Below are 19,441 nucleotides of genomic sequence, written 5' to 3' on the forward strand. Positions count from 1 at the left end.
GGAGGGGCAAGCGGCGCAAGGGCCGCGTACGTGCGGTCCGTCACCCTTGCGACAAAAGCCGGGATCGGGACCTACGCCCCGTCAGTTCCACAAGTGTCGTAGACCGTACGCCGTTCACAGGCATAACGGCCGTGACGTACATCACGTCAATGAAGGCTGTTGCGTGTGTCACACCATCAGTTCGCGGACCGCCGGTCCGCGGCTGTCAGTTCGCCGAACGCCGGTCCCGCACCGACCGCCACCGCTCCACGAGCCGCCCGTACGCCTCACCCGCGACGGCGCCGTCACCGAGCCGGAGCGCCTCGATGCCCTCGGCCACGTCCGCCGCCGAGTGGTCGTCCTCAAGCTCACCGGCCGGCAGCGTGTGCACCAGGCCGCCGTAGTCCAGCTCGACCAGCGAGCGCGGGTGGAACTCCTCCAGCCAGCGCCCCACGTCCACCAGGCCGTCGATGAGCGGCCCCTCGTCGATGGCGTCCCTGAGCGTGCGCAGGGCCCGCGCCACCCGTCGCCGGGCCTGGACCATCGGCGTGCGGTAGCGCAGCACCGGGGGCTCGGCCTCGGTGGACCCGGAACCCTTGGCGTACTCGCGCTCCTCGTCGGCGACCAGCACGAACCAGTTCAGCGGGACCTGCCAGGTCGCGGTGCGGATCCAGGGGCGGGCGTCGGGGTTGCGGGCCAGCCAGCGCTCGTAGTCCTGGCCGGCCTGGTGGCGTACGAGCGGGGGCAGCACGGCGTCCAGAACGGACTCCGGGAGCTCCTCGGGCAGCTCCTCCAGCGCCTGCCAGCCTCGCAGCCGCGTCCGCCACGGGCTCACGCAGACCACGCCGTCGACCTCCACCACGAAGGCGTCGCCGCTCTCGTGCACCGGCACCGGGATGGGCGGCGTGGGCAGCAGGTCGGCGAGGGAGCGGCGCAGTTCGTCCTGGTACGAGGGGCGGTCGGTGCGGCGGGCGTAGCGGGCCCAGTGGGTGCGCTCCGGCTCCGGGAAGGCGGCCAGCGGCTCGTACACGCGGAGATAGGTCGTGTACGGGACGATCACCGAGGACACCTTGGGCACGCCTGCTCCCTCCCCCTCCGGCTCTCCGGGAAACCTGCGGAACCCGCACACAAAGGCGCGGGAAAACTATGCAAATCGTTGCACGGCCGTACTCCAGGAGGGGGTGATCCTGAGCACTGCACGGACGGCGGGGCGCCCAGGCTCTAATCTCGTGCTCACAGCTCCCGCCACCCACACGGGAGCTGCTCTCCACCCGCCGCCACTACCCAGGAGTCACCACCGTGACCGACGTAACCGGCGTACCCGCTGAGGTCCTGCACACCCTGTTCCGATCGGATCAGGGGGGCCATGAGCAGGTCGTTCTCTGCCAGGACCGGGCCAGCGGCCTGAAGGCCGTCATCGCCCTCCACTCCACCGCCCTGGGCCCCGCGCTCGGCGGTACGCGCTTCTACCCGTACGCGAACGAGGAGGAGGCCGTCGCCGACGCGCTGAACCTCGCGCGCGGGATGTCGTACAAGAACGCCATGGCCGGTCTCGACCACGGCGGCGGCAAGGCCGTGATCATCGGTGACCCCGAGAAGATCAAGACCGAACAGCTGCTGCTCGCCTACGGCCGGTTCGTCGCCTCGCTCGGCGGGCGCTACGTCACCGCCTGCGACGTCGGTACGTACGTCGCCGACATGGACGTCGTCGCGCGCGAGTGCCGCTGGACCACCGGGCGCTCCCCGCACAACGGCGGCGCCGGTGACTCCTCCGTCCTCACCGCCTTCGGCGTCTACCAGGGCATGCGCGCCTCCGCCCAGCACGTGTGGGGCGACCCGACGCTGCGCGGCCGCAGAGTCGGTGTCGCGGGCGTCGGCAAGGTCGGCCACCACCTGGTGCGCCACCTGCGGGACGAGGGCGCCGAGGTCGTCATCACGGACGTGCGCGAGGAGGCCGTACGGCGGATCCTCGACGCGTACCCGACGGGGGTGAGCGCCGTCGCCGACACCGAGGCGCTGATCCGGGTCGAGGGCCTGGACATCTACGCCCCCTGCGCGCTGGGCGGCGCCCTGAACGACGCCAGCGTGCCGGTGCTCACCGCCAAGGTGGTCTGCGGCGCGGCCAACAACCAGCTCGCCCACCCGGGCGTGGAGAAGGACCTCGCCGACCGCGGGATCCTCTACGCGCCGGACTACGTGGTGAACGCCGGCGGGGTCATCCAGGTCGCCGACGAGCTGCACGGCTTTGACTTCGAGCGATGCAAGGGGAAGGCCGCGAAGATCTACGACACCACGCTCGCAATCTTCGCGCGTGCGAAGACGGACGGGGTTCCGCCGGCCGCCGCGGCCGACCGGATCGCCGAGCAGCGGATGCACGAGGCGGCCGCGGCACGCGGTTGGTGAGCCTGCGCGGACCCGTTCCACGGGTTTGACGGGTACCCGTCGAGGGGCAGTTAGAGAGAACTCTCACGTTCGTCGGCGGGTCGCCTGCCAAGAAGTGGTTAAAATCGCGGTTGACCAGCGGGGACAGGGCGCCTCGAGGGTTCTGGACCCAGGCACGGCATGCGGGCGACGTACCGTATGGGCGTGGGCTCAGGTACCGTGGAAGCCCTACGGACCGGTCTCTCCGCGGAGAGCCCGTTCTAGAACATGAACGCGTGTCAAGACTCTGGGGCCGTCGAGCCCCGTCACCGAGGGGGTCGAGCCATGGGGCGCGGCCGGGCCAAGGCCAAGCAGACGAAGGTCGCCCGCCAGCTGAAGTACAACAGCGGCGGGACTGACCTGTCGCGTCTGGCCAGCGAGCTGGGCGCTTCGACTTCAAGTCAGCCTCCGAACGGCGAGCCGTTCGAGGACGACGAAGACGATGACGACCCGTACGCCCAGTACGCGGATCTATACAACGACGATGAGGACGAGGACGACGAGTCCGGTCCCACGTCGCAACGCCGCGGCGCTTGACGATTCGGCTCTGCTTGACCCGGTCCAGCGGTTCTCACCGCCGGACCGGGTTTTGCTCTGCCCTCGTCAAGGTCAGGCGGAGTAGTCGCCGACCAGTTCCGCACCCGTGGTGTGGTCGTCGCGGTCCGTGATCTCACCGGCCACCCATGCGTCGACCCCGCGGTCGGCCAGGGTGGCGAGGGCCACGTCCGTCGACTCCTCGGGCACGATCGCGATCATGCCGACGCCCATGTTCAGGGTCTTCTCCAGCTCCAGGCGTTCGACGTCGCCGGTCTTTCCGACGAGGTCGAAGACGGGGGCCGGGGTCCAGGTGGAGCGGTCGACGATCGCGTGCAGCTCGTCGGGGATGACCCGGGCCAGGTTGGCCGCGAGTCCGCCGCCGGTGATGTGGCTGAAGGCGTGCACGTCGGTGGTGCGCGTCAGGGCGAGGCAGTCCAGCGAGTAGATCTTCGTGGGCTCCAGGAGTTCCTCGCCGAGGGTGCGGCCGAACTCCTCGACGCGTGCGTCGAGGGAGAGGCCTGCCCGGTTCAGCAGGACGTGGCGGACCAGGGAGTACCCGTTCGAGTGAAGCCCGGAGGCCGCCATGGCGATCACGGCGTCCCCCTTGCGGATGCGATCGGGGCCGAGCAGGCGATCGGCCTCTACGACGCCCGTACCGGCGCCGGCGACGTCGAAGTCGTCCTCGCCCAGCAGGCCCGGGTGCTCGGCGGTCTCGCCGCCCACCAGGGCGCAGCCGGCCAGTACACAGCCCTCGGCGATGCCCTTGACGATGGCGGCGACGCGCTCGGGGTGGACCTTGCCGACGCAGATGTAGTCGGTCATGAACAGCGGCTCGGCGCCACACACGACGATGTCGTCCATGACCATGGCGACCAGGTCGTGGCCGATGGTGTCGTAGACGCCGAGCTGCCGGGCGATGTCGACCTTGGTGCCCACGCCGTCGGTGGCGGAGGCGAGCAGGGGACGCTCGTAGCGCTTGAGGGCGGAGGCGTCGAAGAGGCCGGCGAAGCCGCCGAGGCCGCCGAGGACCTCGGGGCGCTGCGTCTTCTTCACCCACTCCTTCATGAGCTCCACGGCGCGGTCGCCCGCTTCGATGTCGACGCCCGCAGCTGCGTAGCTGGCACCAGTTGTCTCAGACATGGCTAGTGAGAACCTTCGTGTCGTACGGCAGGTGGGACGGGCCGTCTACGGACGGCGGATCGCGTCGGAGGCGGCCGTGGCGGCCGGGCCGGCGGCCAGCTCCGTCTCCAGGAGCTGCTTGCCGAGCAGCTCGGGGTCGGGCAGCTCCATCGGGTACTCGCCGTCGAAGCAGGCGCGGCACAGGTCCGGCTTGGCGATGGTGGTCGCCTCGATCATGCCGTCGATGGAGATGTACGCCAGGGAGTCGGCGCCCAGCGAGGTGCCGATCTCGTCGATGGTCATGCCGTTGGCGATGAGCTCGGCGCGGGTGGCGAAGTCGATACCGAAGAAGCAGGGCCACTTCACGGGCGGCGAGGAGATCCGGATGTGGACCTCGGCGGCGCCGGCCTCGCGGAGCATGCGCACCAGGGCCCGCTGGGTGTTGCCGCGCACGATCGAGTCGTCGACGACGACCAGGCGCTTGCCCTTGATGACTTCCTTGAGGGGATTCAGCTTCAGCCGGATGCCCAGCTGGCGGATGGTCTGTGAGGGCTGGATGAAGGTCCGGCCGACATAGGCGTTCTTGACCAGGCCGCTGCCGAAGGGGATGCCGGAGGCCTCCGCGTAGCCGATGGCGGCGGGGGTGCCGGATTCCGGGGTCGCTATGACGAGGTCGGCCTCGGCGGGGGCTTCCTTGGCCAGCTTGCGGCCCATCTCCACGCGGGAGAGGTACACGTTCCGGCCGGCGATGTCGGTGTCCGGGCGGGCCAGGTACACGTACTCGAAGACACAGCCCTTGGGCTTCGCTTCCGCGAAGCGGGAGGTGCGCAGGCCGTTCTCGTCGATGGCGACGAACTCGCCCGGCTCGATCTCGCGGACGAAGCTGGCACCCGTGATGTCGAGGGCGGCGGTCTCCGACGCGACGACCCAGCCGCGCTCCAGGCGGCCGAGGACCAGCGGGCGGACGCCCTGCGGGTCGCGGGCGGCGTACAGGGTGTGCTCGTCCATGAAGACGAGGCTGAAGGCGCCCCGGACCTCGGGCAGGACCGCGTGCGCGGCCTCCTCGATGGTCAGCGGCTTGCCGTCGTCGTCGACCTGGGCGGCGAGCAGGGCCGTGAGGAGGTCGGTGTCGTTGGTGGCCGCCACGCGCGGGGTGCGGCCGCCCTCCTGCTTGGGCAGCTCGGCGACCATCTCGGCGAGCTGGGCGGTGTTGACGAGGTTGCCGTTGTGGCCGAGCGCGATGGAGCCGTGCGCGGTGGCCCGGAACGTCGGCTGGGCGTTCTCCCAGACGGAGGCACCGGTGGTCGAGTAGCGGGCGTGTCCGACCGCGATGTGACCCTGGAGCGAACCGAGGGAGGTCTCGTCGAAGACCTGGGAGACGAGGCCCATGTCCTTGAAGACGAGGATCTGGGAGCCGTTGCTGACCGCGATCCCCGCGGATTCCTGACCTCGATGCTGGAGGGCGTAGAGCCCGAAGTAAGTGAGCTTGGCGACCTCTTCACCGGGAGCCCAGACTCCGAAGACGCCGCATGCGTCCTGGGGGCCTTTCTCGCCGGGGAGCAGATCATGACTGAGTCGACCGTCACCACGTGGCACGCCATCGAGTGTAGGCGAGGTCGACCACTGGTCCGAATTGGGGATACGCGCCGGTATTGGATCACTCGTCGGCGACGGCTCGGAGCGTGTCGCCGTTTTCGCTGGTCAGAGCCAGGGTGTCATGATCCACTCGGTAACTGAGCGTGGTGCTGAAGAGGCTCAGCAGGCTCCGTTCCGTATCCATGAGTGAGGCGTCGCACATCATTCGCGTGGTGGACGGGCGGCCGAGGGTGATATGTCCGTCCTGCACTGTGGCGGTGGCGTTGACGTGGTTGCAGCCGAGCCGGCCGCCGACCTTGCCGGTCTTCTGGTCGAAGGTGAGGTGGGCGTCGCCCTTCGTCCGGTGGGTCTTTCCGTCGACGGTGGCGCTGTCGATGGTCCACCGCACACCGGTGACGGGCTTCTCGGGGCTGACGGAACCGCTGCTGCCCGCTTCCTCGGTGCCACAGGCGGCGGCGAGCGGGACGAGGGCCACGGCGGCCGTCAGGGTCAGTCGCTGCTTGTACCTGTACATGCCGATTCGACGGGCGCAGGAGGTGTCCGGTTCCCCTCAGGACAGCAACGGCAGCAGCGGGCCGAGATCCGCGCGTTCTCCGCTCGCGGCGACCTTCGCCGCGTCGAGGGCGTCCTGCCAGGACAGTCGCCCGGTGGCCAGCCGGACCCAGGTCAGCGGGTCGGTCTCGACGACGTTGGGCGGGGTGCCGCGGGTGTGCCGGGGGCCCTCGACGCACTGCACGACCGCGTACGGCGGGATCCGCACCTCGGTCGAGCCGCCGGGCGCCTTCGTGGCGAGGCTGTCGGCGAGGAGCCGGGTCGCGGCGGCGAGGGCCTGGCGGTCGCAGGGGATGCCGAGGCCGGGGACGGCCGCGTTGAGGTCGTCGGTGTGGACGACCAGCTCGACGGTGCGGGTGACGACGTAGTCGTCCAGCGTCAGGGCGCCCGCGTTGGTGTTGAGCAGACGGGTGCCGGGGTGCTCTTCGAGCACGGCCGTGAAACGCTGCTCGCGGTCGCCGAGGTAGGCGACGAGGTCCGGGTTTTTCTCGGCGAGTTCGCGGGCGTAGTCCGCGATGACCGGGGCGTCGGCCCCGATCGCGCCGGGCCAGTCGGCCGGTGTGGCCTCCTGCTTCACCGGCGCGGGCTCGTCCACCAGCCGGATCACGGCCCCGAGGGACATCCCGATGTGCGCGGCGAGGTCCCGCACCGTCCACTCACCCAGCCGGGTGGGCAGCTCCAGTTGCTCCGGGGTGAGGGTGGCCACCGCCTGCCGTACGTTCCCGAACTGGGCCAGCACCGCGGCGCGGGTCCTGGCGGGGTCGTAGGTCCGTGCACGCTTGTTTGTCGGGGCCATGGCGTGAGCCTAGTTCTCGCGGAAGGTGGAGCCCGGCGGAAATCGCACGTCCGTGCAGCCGCGGCGGGCGGTGACGGCGGTGACGTAGGCGCGGAAGAGTGGCTGGAGCTGCTGGCGGATGTGTTTCTCGTACGGGTATTCGACGCTCAGGGTGTGGACGGCGGGCTGTCCGTCGCAGGTGGAGACGGCCCACCAGACGTTGGCGCCGTCGGCGAAGCCGGCTTTGGCGGGGTCGATGGATGTCTGGTCCCTGCCGAAGCGCTGCGTCTTGACCTCGCTCGCCTCGTCGCCGAAGTACGACTCGGTCCGCAGCCACCAGGGGGCGTACCGCTGTACGTCGCGCAAGCTGGTGGAACCGGTCTCCTTCTCCGTGAGACCGGACCAGATCCTGCTCACTCCCTCATCGCTCACCGCGAGGAGGCAGCTCTCCTCCGGGCTGTGGGTGGCGACCGGTGCGGTCAGGGCGCGGTCGGGGAGGCGGCCGCGGCCGTTGTGCGCGACGAAGTCGGCGTACCAGCCGCATGAACCCTTCGCCGACTGCGCGTTCACCAGGGCGCGGCTCGCCGTGGGCAGCTCGGCGGGGAGGGCGGGCAGGTCGGCCTTGCAGCCCACCTTGGCCGCCGCCCGCTCGGCGGCGGTGCGGGCCAGTTCGGCGAGGGTGTGGCGGTCGGTGTCCGTGACCCGCGTGGCCGGGGAGTAGCGGGCCACCGTCATGGCGTTGATCGAGGTCTTGCCGCTCGGTCTGTCGGAGCAGACGGCCTTCACGAGCACGAAATTGTCATAGTAGACGCCGAGCCGTCCGTCACCGAGCGGGTAGGGCGCCGAGGTGTCGGCCTCGCGTGTGACATCGCCGGTCCTGTCCGTCATCCGATGGGAGAACGGGTCGTCCCACCCGTCGACGATCTGCGCGAACTCGTCGGACGGGGTCGGCCAGACGGAGAGCAGGAAGTGCTCGTACGACGTGCCGGGGTCGCCGACCCGGTAGATGAGGCACTTCGTCGGCATGGTGGCCAGCGCGTTCGGGTTGTCGAGGTCGAACATCGAGTCGTTCGGCTCGCTGCCCGGGCGGGCCCGCGCGGTGCCGCCGTTGAGGCCGAGCACCTGGTCGGGGTCGACCAGCCCGTCACACGCCTTCGTGATCTTCTCGCGGCTGGCGGCGCGGTCGAGGTGCTCGTCGGTCTCCAGCCACAGGCCCCAGCCGCCCAGGCCGATGCCGAACACCGCGGCGATCACGACGAGGCGGTTGAGCTGGTCGCTCCGCCGGGTGCCCCGGCCGGGAATCCGCAGGAAGGGCATCACACGGCCCCCTTGGTGCCTGCCGCCGGGCACCCCAGCACGGTGACGTACGCGCGCACTCGCTCCCCCATCCCCCGATGATCGCTGCCGACGTTAACAGCCGCCTCTGACAGCGCGGCCGACAGCGCCCGTCTCCCCACACAACCTCGACACGCGTGAAGGCCCCGCCCGTCGGAACGGGCGGGGCCTTCGTCGTCGTACGAGCGGCTACGCGAGGAGGGCCGGGATGGTCCCCTCGTGGGCCGTGCGCAGCTCCTCCAGGGACAGCTCGAACTCGCCCTGGAGCTCGACCGTGTCACCGTCCACCACGCCGATGCGGGTGGCGGGCAGGCCGCGCGCACCGCACATGTCGTTGAAGCGGAGCTCCTCGGAGCGCGGCACGGCGACGACCGCGCGCCCCGCCGACTCGGAGAAGAGGAGGGTGAAGGCGTCGAGCCCGTCCGGTACGACCAGACGCGCGCCCTTGCCGCCGAGCAGCGCCGACTCGACCACGGCCTGGATCAGACCGCCGTCGGACAGGTCGTGCGCGGAGTCGATCATGCCGTCGCGGGAGGCGGCGATGAGGATCTCGCCGAGCAGGCGCTCACGCTCCAGGTCGACCTGCGGGGGCAGACCGCCGAGGTGGTCGTGGACCACCTGCGACCAGGCCGAACCGCCGAACTCCTCACGGGTGTCGCCGAGGAGGTAGAGCAGGTGGCCCTCCTCCTGGAAGGCGACCGGGGTGCGACGGGCCACGTCGTCGATGACGCCGAGGACGGCCACGACCGGGGTGGGGTGGATGGCCACCTCGCCCGTCTGGTTGTAGAGGGAGACGTTGCCGCCGGTCACCGGGGTGCCCAGCTGCTGGCAGGCGTCGGCGAGGCCGCGGATGGCCTCCGCGAACTGCCACATCACCGCCGGGTCCTCGGGCGAGCCGAAGTTCAGGCAGTCGGAGACGGCGAGCGGCTTGGCGCCGGTCGTCGCCACGTTGCGGTACGCCTCCGCGAGGGCCAGCTGGGCGCCGTGGTACGGGTCCAGCTTCGCGTACCGGCCGTTGCCGTCCGTCGCGATCGCGACACCGAGGCCGGTCTCCTCGTCGATGCGGATCATCCCGGAGTCCTCGGGCTGGGCGAGGACCGTGTTGCCCTGCACGAAGTGGTCGTACTGGGAGGTGATCCAGGACTTGGAGGCCTGGTTGGGAGAGGCCACCAGCTTCAGGACCTGGTCCTTGAGCTCCCCGCCCGACGACGGCCTCGGCAGCTTGTTCGCGTCGTCCGCCTGGAGCTCGTCCTGCCAGGACGGGCGGGCGTACGGGCGCTCGTAGACCGGGCCGTCGTGCGCGACCGTGCGCGGGTCGACGTCGACGATCTTGCCGCCGTGCCAGTAGATCTCCAGGCGGTCGCCGTCGGTCACCTCACCGATGACGGTGGCGATGACGTCCCACTTCTCGCAGATCTCCAGGAAGCGGTCGACCTTCTCCGGCTCGACGACCGCGCACATGCGTTCCTGCGACTCGCTCATGAGGATTTCCTCGGGCGAGAGCGTCGAGTCGCGCAGCGGTACGTCGTCGAGGGTGACGCGCATGCCGCCCGAGCCGTTCGACGCCAGCTCGCTCGTCGCGCAGGACAGGCCCGCCGCGCCGAGGTCCTGGATGCCGACGACCAGCTTCTCCTTGAAGGCCTCCAGGGTGCACTCGATGAGGAGCTTCTCCTGGAAGGGGTCACCGACCTGGACGGCCGGGCGCTTGGAGGGCTTGGCGTCGTCGAAGGTCTCGCTCGCCAGGATCGACGCGCCACCGATGCCGTCGCCGCCGGTCCGGGCGCCGTACAGGATGACCTTGTTGCCCGCGCCGGACGCCTTCGCGAGGTGGATGTCCTCGTGCCGCATGACGCCGATGGCACCGGCGTTGACCAGCGGGTTGCCCTGGTAGCAGGCGTCGAAGACGACCTCGCCGCCGATGTTGGGCAGGCCCAGGCAGTTGCCGTAGCCGCCGATGCCGGCGACGACGCCCGGGAGGACGCGCTTGGTGTCGGGGTGGTCGGCCGCGCCGAAGCGCAGCGGGTCGACCACGGCCACCGGCCGCGCGCCCATCGCGATGATGTCGCGGACGATGCCGCCGACGCCCGTGGCCGCGCCCTGGTAGGGCTCGACGTAGGAGGGGTGGTTGTGCGACTCGACCTTGAAGGTGACCGCGTAGCCCTGGCCGACGTCGACGACGCCCGCGTTCTCGCCGATGCCGACGAGGAGGGCGTCGGACTGCGGGGCCTTCTCGCCGAACTGGCGCAGGTGCACCTTCGACGACTTGTACGAGCAGTGCTCGGACCACATGACCGAGTACATGGCGAGTTCGGCGCCGGTCGGGCGGCGGCCGAGGATCTCCACCACCCGCTCGTACTCGTCCTTCTTCAGGCCCAGCTCGGCCCAGGGCAGCTCGACGTCGGGGGTCGCGGCCGCGTGCTCGACCGTGTCCAGAGGCGTCCGGCTCATGCGTTGACCAGCTTCTTGAGGATCGAGGTGAAGAAGGGGAGGCCGTCGGTGCGGCCGGACCCGATGAGCGGCTCCACGGCGTGCTCCGGGTGCGGCATGAGGCCCACGACGTTGCCGGCCTCGTTGCTGATGCCGGCGATGTCGCGGAGCGAGCCGTTCGGGTTGCCGTATCCGTCAGCGGCTTCGCCGCGGACCAGGTACCGGAAGGTCACCCGCCCCTCGGCCTCCAGCTTGTCGAGCGTGTACTCGTCGGCGACGTACCGGCCGTCCATGTTCTTCAGCGGGATGTGGATCTCCTGGCCGGCCGTGTAGTCGGTGGTCCAGGAGGTCTCCGCGTTCTCCACCCGCAGCTTCTGGTCGCGGCAGATGAAGTGGAGGTGGTCGTTGCCGAGCATCGCGCCCGGGAGGAGGTGGGCCTCGGTGAGGATCTGGAAGCCGTTGCAGATGCCGAGGACCGGCAGTCCGGCCTTCGCCTGCTCGATGAGGGGCTCCATCACCGGCGAGAAGCGCGCGATGGCTCCGGCGCGCAGATAGTCGCCGTAGGAGAAACCACCGCACAGCACCACGGCGTCGACCTGGTGGAGGTCCTTGTCCTTGTGCCAGAGGGCGACCGGTTCGGCGCCGGCGAGGCGGATCGCGCGCTGCGTGTCCCGGTCGTCGAGGCTGCCCGGGAAAGTGACGACGCCAATACGAGCGGTCACTTCGCGGCCTCCGCGACTTCCTCCACCTTGACGGTGAAGTCCTCGATCACGGTGTTGGCGAGGAAGGATTCCGCAAGATCATGGATGCGGGCGAGCGCGGCCTCGTCGACCGGTCCGTCAACTTCCAGTTCGAATCGCTTTCCCTGACGTACGTCCGAGATGCCGTCGAAACCCAGGCGCGGCAGCGCGCGCTGCACCGCCTGGCCCTGGGGGTCGAGGATCTCCGGCTTGAGCATGACGTCGACTACGACGCGTGCCACTGGCACTCCCGGTGTGTGGTGCTGAGCAGGTTCCTTCAGACTACCCGCACAAAATTTCTACGCGGGTAGAGTTGTAGGAATCTACGTGATGACCATCACGATCAGGCATCTTAGGGTGCCCTTCACGAAAAGTTCAGGGAAAGATCCCTGTCCCGCCCGCCATACCTATTGCGCCGGGACACGCCAGCAGATTTAGTCGGGCTTCACATTGCAATGCCGGGCACTGTACAAATGAATTGGCAATAGCCGATACTTTGCCCAATAACAGGCTGACAGTCGGCATCTCCGACACGTCTTGACGCGTCCTGGCACGTCAACGCGGAGATGCCGCGCGAAGGGATCGATATTCGTGGCGCAGAAGGTCGTGGTCACTCTCTTTGACGACATCGACGGCTCGGAAGCGGCGGAAACGATCGCCTTCGGACTCGACGGCAAGTCGTACGAGATCGACCTGAATGAAGCCAATGCCAAGAAACTGCGTAAGGCGCTCGCGCCCTACGTGGAGGCCGGCCGCAAGCGGTCGAAGTCCGGCAGGGCCTACAAGCAGACGGAGGTCGCCCCCGACCCGGCTGCCGTCCGGGCCTGGGCCCAGGCCAACAAGATGGACGTCCCCGCGCGCGGGCGCATCCCCAAGAAGGTCTACGAGGCGTTCGCCGACGCGCGGTGAGCCCCCGGGCCGACGGCCGGTCACCCGCCCCTCGGAACAACCGACTTGCGCTGCACCCCTCCTGGTCAGCTAGAGTCTGGAGCACGCCGAGGGGCGAGGCCGAAAAAGCCCAGCCCACGGAGTACATGCGGGTGTAGTTCAGTAGTAGAACATCCCCCTTCCAGGGGGAAGGCGCAGTGTGCAATTCCTGTCACCCGCTCTGCATCGCCGTCCGGACCACTGTTGTGGATCAGGTAGGCTGGTGCCCGCGCCGATCGGTGAGAGCCGGTCGGAGGCAATGCGGACGTAGCTCAGTTGGTAGAGCGCAACCTTGCCAAGGTTGAGGTCGCGAGTTCGAACCTCGTCGTCCGCTCAGGAATGAAACCCCCGGTCCTCTGGACCGGGGGTTTTTTCGTGCGCCCCCGTTCGAGCGTCCACCTGACATTTGTCATGGGGAGTGGTGACAGCTCGCACTGCTGTCGGGCCCGGGGCGCCGGGACGCTTGAGGCATGAACACCAACGAACACGAACACGTGATTGAGGTCACTGACCTGCGGCGTGTGTACGGGGGCGAGTTCGAGGCGGTGCGCGGAATCAGCTTCTCCGTGCGCCGCGGGGAGATCTTCGCGCTGCTGGGCACCAACGGCGCGGGCAAGACGTCGACGGTCGAACTCCTCGAGGGACTCGCACAGCCGGCCGGCGGCCGGGTACGGATCCTCGGCCACGACCCGTACACCGAGCGGGCCGCCGTCCGGCCGCGCACCGGCGTGATGCTCCAGGAGGGCGGCTTCCCCTCCGAGCTGACCGTCACCGAGACCGCCCGGATGTGGGCGAGCTGCGTCAGCGGGGCGCGTCCCACCGAGGAGGCCCTGGGGCTGGTCGGGCTCGCCGGGAAGGCCGACGTACGCGTGAAGCAGCTGTCCGGGGGTGAGCGGCGGCGCCTGGACCTCGCGCTCGCGCTGCTCGGGGAGCCCGAGGTGCTGTTCCTGGACGAGCCGACGACCGGTCTTGACGCGGAAGGGCGCCGGGACACCTGGGAGTTGGTGCGCACCCTGCGGGACGCGGGCACGACGGTGCTGCTGACCACGCACTACCTGGAGGAGGCGGAGGGCCTCGCGGACCGGCTCGCGATCCTCCACGAGGGGCGTATCGCCGCCGCCGGCACCCCGGCCGAGGTGACCGCCGCCCAGCCGTCCCGGATCGCCTTCGAACTGCCCGAGGGGTACTTCCTCGGCGACCTGCCGCCGCTCGGCGAACTGGGGGTCGTCGGGCACGAGGTGGACGGCCGGGTCGTACGGCTGCGGACGCGGGAGTTGCAGCGGGCGGCCACCGCGGTCCTCGTGTGGGCCGAGCGGGCGGGTGTCGAACTGCGCGGGCTGGACGTGCGGTCGGCGTCGCTGGAGGAGGCGTTCCTGGGGATCGCGCGTGAGGCGTCCGGGGCGGAGCGGGAGAAGTTCGAGCAGTCGGCGCAGTCGCCGCAGAAGAAGGAGCACGTGGCATGAGCGGCACGACGGCTGTCCCCACCCCCGCCGAGCGGACCGTCACCACCCCCGCCGGGCGCATGGCCGCCCTGGCGCGCGCCGAGCTGACCCTGCTCGGGCGCAGCAAGGGCGCGCTCGTCGGGGCCCTGCTCGTGCCGCTGGCGCTGCCGTTCAGCCTGCGGTCGGTCATCGACGAGCAGGGCGTGAAGGACGTCGGGCTCAGCGTCGGTCTCGTGCTGCTGACCGCCGCGATCGGCTTCTCGCTGCTGTTCGCCGTGTACGGCCCGCTGGTCGGCGTCTACACGGCCCGGCGCGAGGAGCTCGTGCTGAAGCGGCTGCGCACCGGTGAGCTGCGGGACGCCGAGATCCTCGCCGGGGCCGCGCTGCCGGCCGTCGCCACGGGCCTCGTACAGTCCCTGCTGCTCGCGGTGGCCTGCACGGTCCTCCTCGACGTCCCGGCGCCCGAGGCGCCCCATCTCGCCGTTCTGGGCCTGCTGTTGGGCCTGGTGATGTGCGCGGGCCTCGCGGCGGTCACCGCCGGTCTGACCCGGACCGTGGAGAGCGCGCAGGTCACCACGATGCCGATGGCGCTGGTGTCGATGATCGGCTCCGGTGTCGCCGTCCCCCTGGAGATGCTGCCCGACCGCGTGGCCTCGGTGTGCGAACTGCTGCCGCTGTCGCCGGTCGTCACCCTGGTGCGCGGCGGCTGGACCGGCGGCCTGTCGGCGTACGAGGCGCTGGGCGCCCTGGCCACCGCGCTGGCCTGGACCGTGATCGCGGTGTTTGCTGTACGGCGGTGGTTCCGGTGGGAGCCACGGCGCTGACGCACGGGAACGTCGGGGCCTTCGGGGACTTCGGGGAAAACGGGGAGCACGGGAACATGGGCGGGCCAGGGCGCTGGTGGCGGAGCAAGAGCACACCGGCGAAGGTCGAGTGGTACACCCGCTGGACGTTCCACTTCTTCGCGGTGATGGAGGTCGCCGCGCTCGGGCTGCAACTCTTCGGGCAGGTGGAGCCGCGGCTCGCGGGCATGCTCCTGCTGATGATGTGCCTACACGCCACCGCGTGCGCGATGACCGCTTCGGTGGCCCTCGACTGGACGCGCGGGCTTCGTGAGCAGCCGGTCCGGATGGTGTGGACACTGGGCGTCATCACCGCGGTGATCGCCGTCGCGGCGGTCACGGTCGCGGAACACGGCCCCGACGCCGACGGCGTCGACGGCGCGGCCGGCGGGGTCTACGGGGTCGTCCTGCTCTTCGGAACCGGTGTCATGTCGCTCGGCGTCCGCAGCCGGCGCCGGGTGTTCGCGATCGTCGCCGGCTTCGCGGCGGGCTTGGGGCTCGTGTCGTTCGCTCTGGGCATGACCGCGCTCACGGTGTTCGCCACCTCGCTGATGGTGCTGCTCGGCGGCGGGCTGCTCGCCTTCACCTCGATCTTCTCCGTCTGGCTCCTCAACGCCGTGTTCGAACTCGACGAGGCCCGCGAGACGCGCGCCCGGCTCGCCGTCGCCGAGGAACGGCTGCGGTTCGGGCGGGATCTGCACGACGTGATGGGGCGCAACCTGGCCGTCATCGCCTTGAAGAGCGAGCTGTCCGTGCAGCTGGCGCGCCGTGGTCGCCCCGAGGCGGTGGAGCAGATGATCGAGGTGCAGCGGATCGCGCAGGAGTCCCAGCGGGAGGTGCGGGACGTCGTACGGGGATACCGGGACGCCGATCTGGGCGTCGAACTCGCCGGTGCGCAGGGTGTGTTGACGGCGGCCGGGATCAGCTGCGAGGTGACCGGGGAGGCGGTGGGGCTGCCGGGCGAGGTGCAGTCGGCGCTCGCCTGGGTGGTGCGGGAGGCGACGACCAACGTGCTGCGGCACGGGGACGCCGGTCGGTGTTCGGTGGGGCTACAGGTGACGGAGGGGCACGTGGTGCTGACGGTGGAGAACGATGGAGTGGCTGGGGTAGCCGGGGTGGCTGGGGTGACTGGGGTGGCCGGGGTGGCCGCCTCGCCCGGTGGGGGTGGTGGCTCGGGGCTCGCGGGGCTGCGGGAACGGCTCGCGGCGGTGGACGGGACGCTGGTGGCGGGCCCGACGGACACCGGGGTGTTCCGGCTGGTGGCGGAAGTGCCGTTGGCGTCGGCGGAGGTGGCCTCGTGACCGTGCGGGTGCTGCTCGCCGACGACGAGCACCTCATCCGGGGCGCACTGGCCGCGCTGCTGTCCCTGGAGGACGACCTGGTGATCGTCGCGGAAGCGGCCACCGGCCCGGAGGCCCTGGCGATGGCGCGGGCGCACGCACCCGACGTCGCCGTCCTCGATCTGCAGATGCCGGGCGCCGACGGTGTGAAGGTCGCCACATCCCTACGGGCGGAACTGCCCGCCTGCCAGGCGCTCATCGTCACCAGTCACGGCCGGCCCGGGCACCTGAAGCGGGCGCTTGCCGCGGGTGTGCGCGGGTTCGTCCCCAAGACCGTCAGCGCGCAGCGGCTCGCCGAGATCATCCGCACGGTCCACGCGGGAAACCGTTATGTCGACCCCGAGTTGGCCGCCGACGCGATCTCCGCCGGTGACTCCCCGCTGACCGCCCGTGAGGCCGAGGTGCTGGAGCTCGCGGCCGACGGGGCGCCCGTCGCGGAGATCGCGGAGCGGGCCGCGCTGTCCCAGGGGACCGTGCGCAACTACCTCTCCTCGGCCGTCTCCAAGCTGGGGGCGGAGAACCGGCACGCTGCGGTGCGACTCGCCCGAGAGCGAGGTTGGGTATAGTTGCTCTCGCGCCACGGCGCAACGCGGACGTAGCTCAGTTGGTAGAGCGCAACCTTGCCAAGGTTGAGGTCGCGAGTTCGAGCCTCGTCGTCCGCTCTGAATCGGCCCCCCGGCTTCTGCCGGGGGGCTTCTTCGTGTCCTACGACCAGCTCGTGCCCGTCAGCCGCTCGTACGCCTCCACGTACTTGGCTCGGGTGGCCTCGACGACCCGCTCGGGCAGCGGCGGCGGGGGCTGCTCGCTCTTGCGGTCCCAGCCGGACTCCGCCGAGGTCAGCCAGTCCCGCACGAACTGCTTGTCGTACGACGGCTGCGCGCGGCCCGGCTGCCACTGGTCGGCCGGCCAGAAGCGCGAGGAGTCGGGGGTGAGAACCTCGTCGCCGATGACGAGGGTCTCCCCGTCGAAGCCGAACTCGAACTTCGTGTCCGCGAGGATGATTCCCCGTGCGCGGGCGATGTCGCGGGCCCGGGCGTAGATGGCGAGGGTCGCCTGGCGCAGCTGGGCGGCGGTGTCTGCGCCGACCTGGCGGGCGACCTCCTCGTAGGAGACGTTCTCGTCGTGCTCGCCGACGGCAGCCTTGGTGGCCGGGGTGAAGATCGGGGCGGGCAGCTCGGAGCCGTCGACGAGGCCCTCGGGGAGGGCGAGGCCGCAGACGGTGCGGGACTCGTCGTACTCGAGCAGGCCCGAGCCGGTGAGGTAGCCGCGGGCCACGCACTCCACGGGGGCCATCTGCAGGGACTTGCAGACGAGGGCGCGGCCGGCCCAGTCCGCGGGGGCGTCGGCGGGCAGCTCGGTGCTCAGGACGTGGTTGGGGACCAGGTCGGCGAACTGGTCGAACCACCACAGGGAGAGCTGAGTGAGGACGCGGCCCTTGTCGGGGATCTCGGTCGGCAGCACCCAGTCGAAGGCGGAGATGCGGTCGCTGGCGACCATCACGAGGTCGCCCGCCTCGTTCTGGTACAGGTCGCGCACCTTGCCGGTGTGCAGATGCACCAGACCCGGAACCTGGAGCGGCTCGGGCTTTTCAACGAATCCGGACACGGTTCCTCCCCGTGGTTCTGTCCAAGTACGTCGATTCTCCCGTACCGGGGCGGCTGCTCGAGGACAGGGGGTCAGTCGCGTTTGCAGATGCGGTCCAGGAGGTTTGCTGTGGCGCGCTGGACGCGTGGGTCCACGTGGCCCGGGCGGTCCAGGGCCGGGGACCAGGCGAAGGTTCCGGCCGCGAACACCAGGGCGCCGGAGGGGGCGCGGTAGAGGGAGGTCTCCTGGTGGCGCAGGACTCCGTCGCCGTCGGTGTACGGGGAGTGGGCCAGCAGGACGCGTTCCTCATGCGCGGGGAGCGGGGCGCGCGGGAAGTAGCGGTCGGCCTCGCCTGCGACCAGGCCCGCGATCTCGTCACCCTCGTGCGCGCCGGTCGCCTCCCACAGCCAGTGGCCGGCGTTGCGCACGATCAGCGGGTGGGGCTCGGGGACACGGCCCGCGTACTGGATGCCCACGAGTTGCTGCTCGGGGCGGTCGATCTCCCGCCAGAGGAGCGGCTTGCCCGGGCCCTTGCGTTTGCGGCAGGTGAGTAAGCGGTCGGGGACACCGGACGGCGAGGGCCCGAGCTCCACCTGCCAGTACATGGTGTTCGCGGAGAGGAAGACCAGCGACGTGCCGTTCTCCACGGCGAGCTCCGCGGTCCGGCGCATGGCGTTCGACCAGTACTCGTCGTGGCCGGGAAAGACCAGGCCGCGGTAGCGGGTGGCGTCGACGCGGCCGGCGTGCAGGTCACGGGCGTCGGCGTAGGCGAGGTCGTAGCCGTAGCGCTCGGCCCAGCGGATGAAGTCGTAGGCGTGGCCGACGTGCAGCGGGAGGCCGGCGCCCGCGTACGGGCGGTCGAAGGAGACCGTGGTCGCGGCGTCGGCCTCGCCGAGGAGGCGGCCGTTCTCGTCCCAGGCGTGGTAGAGGCTGGCCCCGATGCGGCCGTCCTCCGGGTAGAGGTTGTAGGCCTGCCAGGTGATGTCGGGCAACAGCAGGAGCAGGTCGGCCGGGCGGTTGTCGCGGACCGTGAACGGGATGTGGGAGCGGTAGCCGTCGGCGGTGGTGAGCACGGCGACGTACGCGCCGAGGCTCCAGTACGAGGGAATCTGCATCCGCCAGGACAGCCACCAGTGGTGGCAGGAGACCGTGCGGTCGGCGGTCAGCGGCGGGAGCTGCACGATGCCGGACAGGCGCGGGCTGGTGGTGATCTTTGCCGCGCCGTCGCCGTCGTAGTGACCGATGCGGTAGATGTCGACGCTGAATTCCTGGGGCGGGTCGACGGTGACGTGGAAGTCGATGGCCTCGCCGGGAGCCACCCCGCCGGTGGAGGCGAAGCCCTTGATCTGGCGGCGGACGTCGTCGGCCGAGCGGGGGCCTCCCGTGGCGGCGCGCGGGGCCGGGATCCTGGGGGCTGCGGGCGACTGGTCCGGAGTCGGCTCGACGTACCAGGGGACGACCTGGCCGGTGTCGCCGAAGTACGTCTCGGTGCCGCGCAGCCAGGGGACGGGACCCTGGCCGAAGGGGTCCGTCACGGCGTGCGCCAGGGCCCCCGACTCCCAGCGGCGGATCTGCTGCGCCCCCATGGTGCTCCCCTCCCTCGTGCCCCCGTGTGTCTCGTGCCCATGCGTCGTGCGTGCGCTGCGCACGCCTCGCACGTGTCTGGCGTGCGGCTTTCGTGTGCATGTGCGTGCGTGGCCTATGTCGTAAGCCCTTGCCATGTGCGCGATCGGTCCCAGCACATCACATAACGCACGCATGCTGTCACTATTCGTTGCGAATTGACCGAAAGTGGAATCGGGGGGTCCGGTCAGGGGGCGGTCGC

General features: G+C 70.4%; 18 protein-coding genes and 3 tRNA genes. 10 read left to right on the forward strand and 11 right to left on the reverse strand.

Annotation, left to right across the window (positions count from 1 at the left end; translation table 11 throughout):
• Positions 1 to 205: 205 nt before the first annotated feature.
• On the reverse strand, positions 206 to 1,057 hold the full coding sequence (locus tag ACFYWX_RS43005; protein WP_389430763.1) for a hypothetical protein: 852 nt from the start codon (positions 1,055 to 1,057) through the stop codon (positions 206 to 208).
• A gap of 221 nt (positions 1,058 to 1,278) precedes the next feature.
• Here ACFYWX_RS43005 and ACFYWX_RS43010 point away from each other — a divergent pair, with 221 nt between their 5' ends.
• Together ACFYWX_RS43010 and ACFYWX_RS43015 are read left to right on the forward strand one after the other, a co-directional pair.
• A complete protein-coding gene (locus ACFYWX_RS43010) occupies positions 1,279 to 2,382 on the forward strand; it encodes a Leu/Phe/Val dehydrogenase (RefSeq protein WP_389430764.1) in 1,104 nt (367 codons plus the stop codon).
• Between the two features lie 303 nt (positions 2,383 to 2,685).
• Entirely contained in the window at positions 2,686 to 2,937 is a 252-nt protein-coding gene (locus tag ACFYWX_RS43015) for a DUF3073 domain-containing protein (protein WP_389430765.1), read from the forward strand.
• 72 nt (positions 2,938 to 3,009) lie between these two features.
• Here the strand turns inward: ACFYWX_RS43015 and purM are convergent, their stop codons facing one another.
• From purM to purS, 8 genes are all read right to left on the reverse strand, one after another.
• The gene (gene purM, locus ACFYWX_RS43020) at positions 3,010 to 4,077 is read right to left on the reverse strand and encodes a phosphoribosylformylglycinamidine cyclo-ligase (RefSeq protein ID WP_389430766.1); all 1,068 of its coding nucleotides are present in this window, start codon (positions 4,075 to 4,077) and stop codon (positions 3,010 to 3,012) included.
• A 45-nt stretch (positions 4,078 to 4,122) separates the two neighbouring features.
• A complete protein-coding gene (gene purF, locus ACFYWX_RS43025; protein ID WP_389430768.1) occupies positions 4,123 to 5,652 on the reverse strand; it encodes an amidophosphoribosyltransferase in 1,530 nt (509 codons plus the stop codon).
• A gap of 61 nt (positions 5,653 to 5,713) precedes the next feature.
• Positions 5,714 to 6,166: an META domain-containing protein gene (locus ACFYWX_RS43030; RefSeq protein ID WP_389430770.1), complete on the reverse strand. Its 453-nt coding sequence runs from the start codon at positions 6,164 to 6,166 to the stop codon at positions 5,714 to 5,716.
• Positions 6,167 to 6,202: 36 nt separating this feature from the next.
• Positions 6,203 to 7,000, reverse strand: coding sequence for a sterol carrier family protein (locus tag ACFYWX_RS43035; protein ID WP_389430771.1), 798 nt, complete (start codon positions 6,998 to 7,000; stop codon positions 6,203 to 6,205).
• A 9-nt stretch (positions 7,001 to 7,009) separates the two neighbouring features.
• On the reverse strand, positions 7,010 to 8,296 hold the full coding sequence (locus ACFYWX_RS43040; protein ID WP_389430773.1) for a hypothetical protein: 1,287 nt from the start codon (positions 8,294 to 8,296) through the stop codon (positions 7,010 to 7,012).
• A 207-nt stretch (positions 8,297 to 8,503) separates the two neighbouring features.
• Positions 8,504 to 10,762, reverse strand: a complete 2,259-nt coding sequence (gene purL / locus ACFYWX_RS43045; protein ID WP_389430774.1) for a phosphoribosylformylglycinamidine synthase subunit PurL — start codon at positions 10,760 to 10,762, stop codon at positions 8,504 to 8,506.
• Positions 10,759 to 11,463, reverse strand: a complete 705-nt coding sequence (gene purQ / locus ACFYWX_RS43050; protein ID WP_389430775.1) for a phosphoribosylformylglycinamidine synthase subunit PurQ — start codon at positions 11,461 to 11,463, stop codon at positions 10,759 to 10,761. Before purQ ends, purL begins: the two co-directional genes overlap by 4 nt.
• The gene (gene purS, locus ACFYWX_RS43055; RefSeq protein ID WP_007383088.1) at positions 11,460 to 11,723 is read right to left on the reverse strand and encodes a phosphoribosylformylglycinamidine synthase subunit PurS; all 264 of its coding nucleotides are present in this window, start codon (positions 11,721 to 11,723) and stop codon (positions 11,460 to 11,462) included. The genes purQ and purS overlap by 4 nt, the downstream gene beginning before the upstream one ends.
• A gap of 349 nt (positions 11,724 to 12,072) precedes the next feature.
• On the opposite strand from purS, the gene ACFYWX_RS43060 reads away from it, so the two are divergent.
• The 8 genes from ACFYWX_RS43060 to ACFYWX_RS43095 all read left to right on the forward strand — a co-directional run bounded on the left by ACFYWX_RS43060 (position 12,073) and on the right by ACFYWX_RS43095 (position 16,694).
• Positions 12,073 to 12,390, forward strand: coding sequence for an Lsr2 family protein (locus ACFYWX_RS43060; protein WP_389430776.1), 318 nt, complete (start codon positions 12,073 to 12,075; stop codon positions 12,388 to 12,390).
• Between the two features lie 127 nt (positions 12,391 to 12,517).
• Positions 12,518 to 12,589: transfer RNA gene (locus ACFYWX_RS43065), tRNA-Gly, on the forward strand.
• An 80-nt stretch (positions 12,590 to 12,669) separates the two neighbouring features.
• Positions 12,670 to 12,742 (forward strand) — tRNA-Gly (locus tag ACFYWX_RS43070).
• Between the two features lie 136 nt (positions 12,743 to 12,878).
• Positions 12,879 to 13,871 (forward strand): ABC transporter ATP-binding protein, encoded by a 993-nt coding sequence (locus ACFYWX_RS43075; protein WP_389430777.1) that lies wholly within the window; start codon positions 12,879 to 12,881, stop codon positions 13,869 to 13,871.
• Positions 13,868 to 14,674, forward strand: coding sequence for an ABC transporter permease (locus tag ACFYWX_RS43080; RefSeq protein ID WP_389430778.1), 807 nt, complete (start codon positions 13,868 to 13,870; stop codon positions 14,672 to 14,674). Before ACFYWX_RS43075 ends, ACFYWX_RS43080 begins: the two co-directional genes overlap by 4 nt.
• 56 nt (positions 14,675 to 14,730) lie before the next feature.
• A complete protein-coding gene (locus ACFYWX_RS43085) occupies positions 14,731 to 15,993 on the forward strand; it encodes a sensor histidine kinase (protein WP_389430780.1) in 1,263 nt (420 codons plus the stop codon).
• Entirely contained in the window at positions 15,990 to 16,598 is a 609-nt protein-coding gene (locus ACFYWX_RS43090) for a response regulator (protein WP_389430781.1), read from the forward strand. Before ACFYWX_RS43085 ends, ACFYWX_RS43090 begins: the two co-directional genes overlap by 4 nt.
• Positions 16,599 to 16,621: 23 nt before the next feature.
• A tRNA-Gly gene (locus ACFYWX_RS43095) sits at positions 16,622 to 16,694 on the forward strand.
• 43 nt (positions 16,695 to 16,737) lie between these two features.
• Here ACFYWX_RS43095 and ACFYWX_RS43100 read toward each other — a convergent pair.
• Together ACFYWX_RS43100 and ACFYWX_RS43105 are read right to left on the reverse strand one after the other, a co-directional pair.
• Positions 16,738 to 17,637: a phosphoribosylaminoimidazolesuccinocarboxamide synthase gene (locus tag ACFYWX_RS43100; RefSeq protein WP_389430782.1), complete on the reverse strand. Its 900-nt coding sequence runs from the start codon at positions 17,635 to 17,637 to the stop codon at positions 16,738 to 16,740.
• Positions 17,638 to 17,708: 71 nt separating this feature from the next.
• Positions 17,709 to 19,202 (reverse strand): N,N-dimethylformamidase beta subunit family domain-containing protein, encoded by a 1,494-nt coding sequence (locus ACFYWX_RS43105; RefSeq protein WP_389430783.1) that lies wholly within the window; start codon positions 19,200 to 19,202, stop codon positions 17,709 to 17,711.
• Between the last annotated feature and the right edge of the window lie 239 nt (positions 19,203 to 19,441).

The organism is Streptomyces sp. NPDC002888 (assembly GCF_042888465.1).
Classification (GTDB): Bacteria; Actinomycetota; Actinomycetes; order Streptomycetales; family Streptomycetaceae; genus Streptomyces.

Coding starts and splice junctions, on each gene's coding strand:
- ACFYWX_RS43015 (WP_389430765.1), top strand. CDS start 2,686: ATGGGGCGCGGCCGGGCCAAGGCCAAGCAGACGAAGGTCGCCCGCCAG.
- purM (WP_389430766.1), bottom strand. CDS start 4,077: ATGTCTGAGACAACTGGTGCCAGCTACGCAGCTGCGGGCGTCGACATC.
- ACFYWX_RS43030 (WP_389430770.1), bottom strand. CDS start 6,166: ATGTACAGGTACAAGCAGCGACTGACCCTGACGGCCGCCGTGGCCCTC.
- ACFYWX_RS43035 (WP_389430771.1), bottom strand. CDS start 7,000: ATGGCCCCGACAAACAAGCGTGCACGGACCTACGACCCCGCCAGGACC.
- ACFYWX_RS43040 (WP_389430773.1), bottom strand. CDS start 8,296: ATGCCCTTCCTGCGGATTCCCGGCCGGGGCACCCGGCGGAGCGACCAG.
- purL (WP_389430774.1), bottom strand. CDS start 10,762: ATGAGCCGGACGCCTCTGGACACGGTCGAGCACGCGGCCGCGACCCCC.
- ACFYWX_RS43075 (WP_389430777.1), top strand. CDS start 12,879: ATGAACACCAACGAACACGAACACGTGATTGAGGTCACTGACCTGCGG.
- ACFYWX_RS43080 (WP_389430778.1), top strand. CDS start 13,868: ATGAGCGGCACGACGGCTGTCCCCACCCCCGCCGAGCGGACCGTCACC.
- ACFYWX_RS43085 (WP_389430780.1), top strand. CDS start 14,731: ATGGGCGGGCCAGGGCGCTGGTGGCGGAGCAAGAGCACACCGGCGAAG.
- ACFYWX_RS43105 (WP_389430783.1), bottom strand. CDS start 19,202: ATGGGGGCGCAGCAGATCCGCCGCTGGGAGTCGGGGGCCCTGGCGCAC.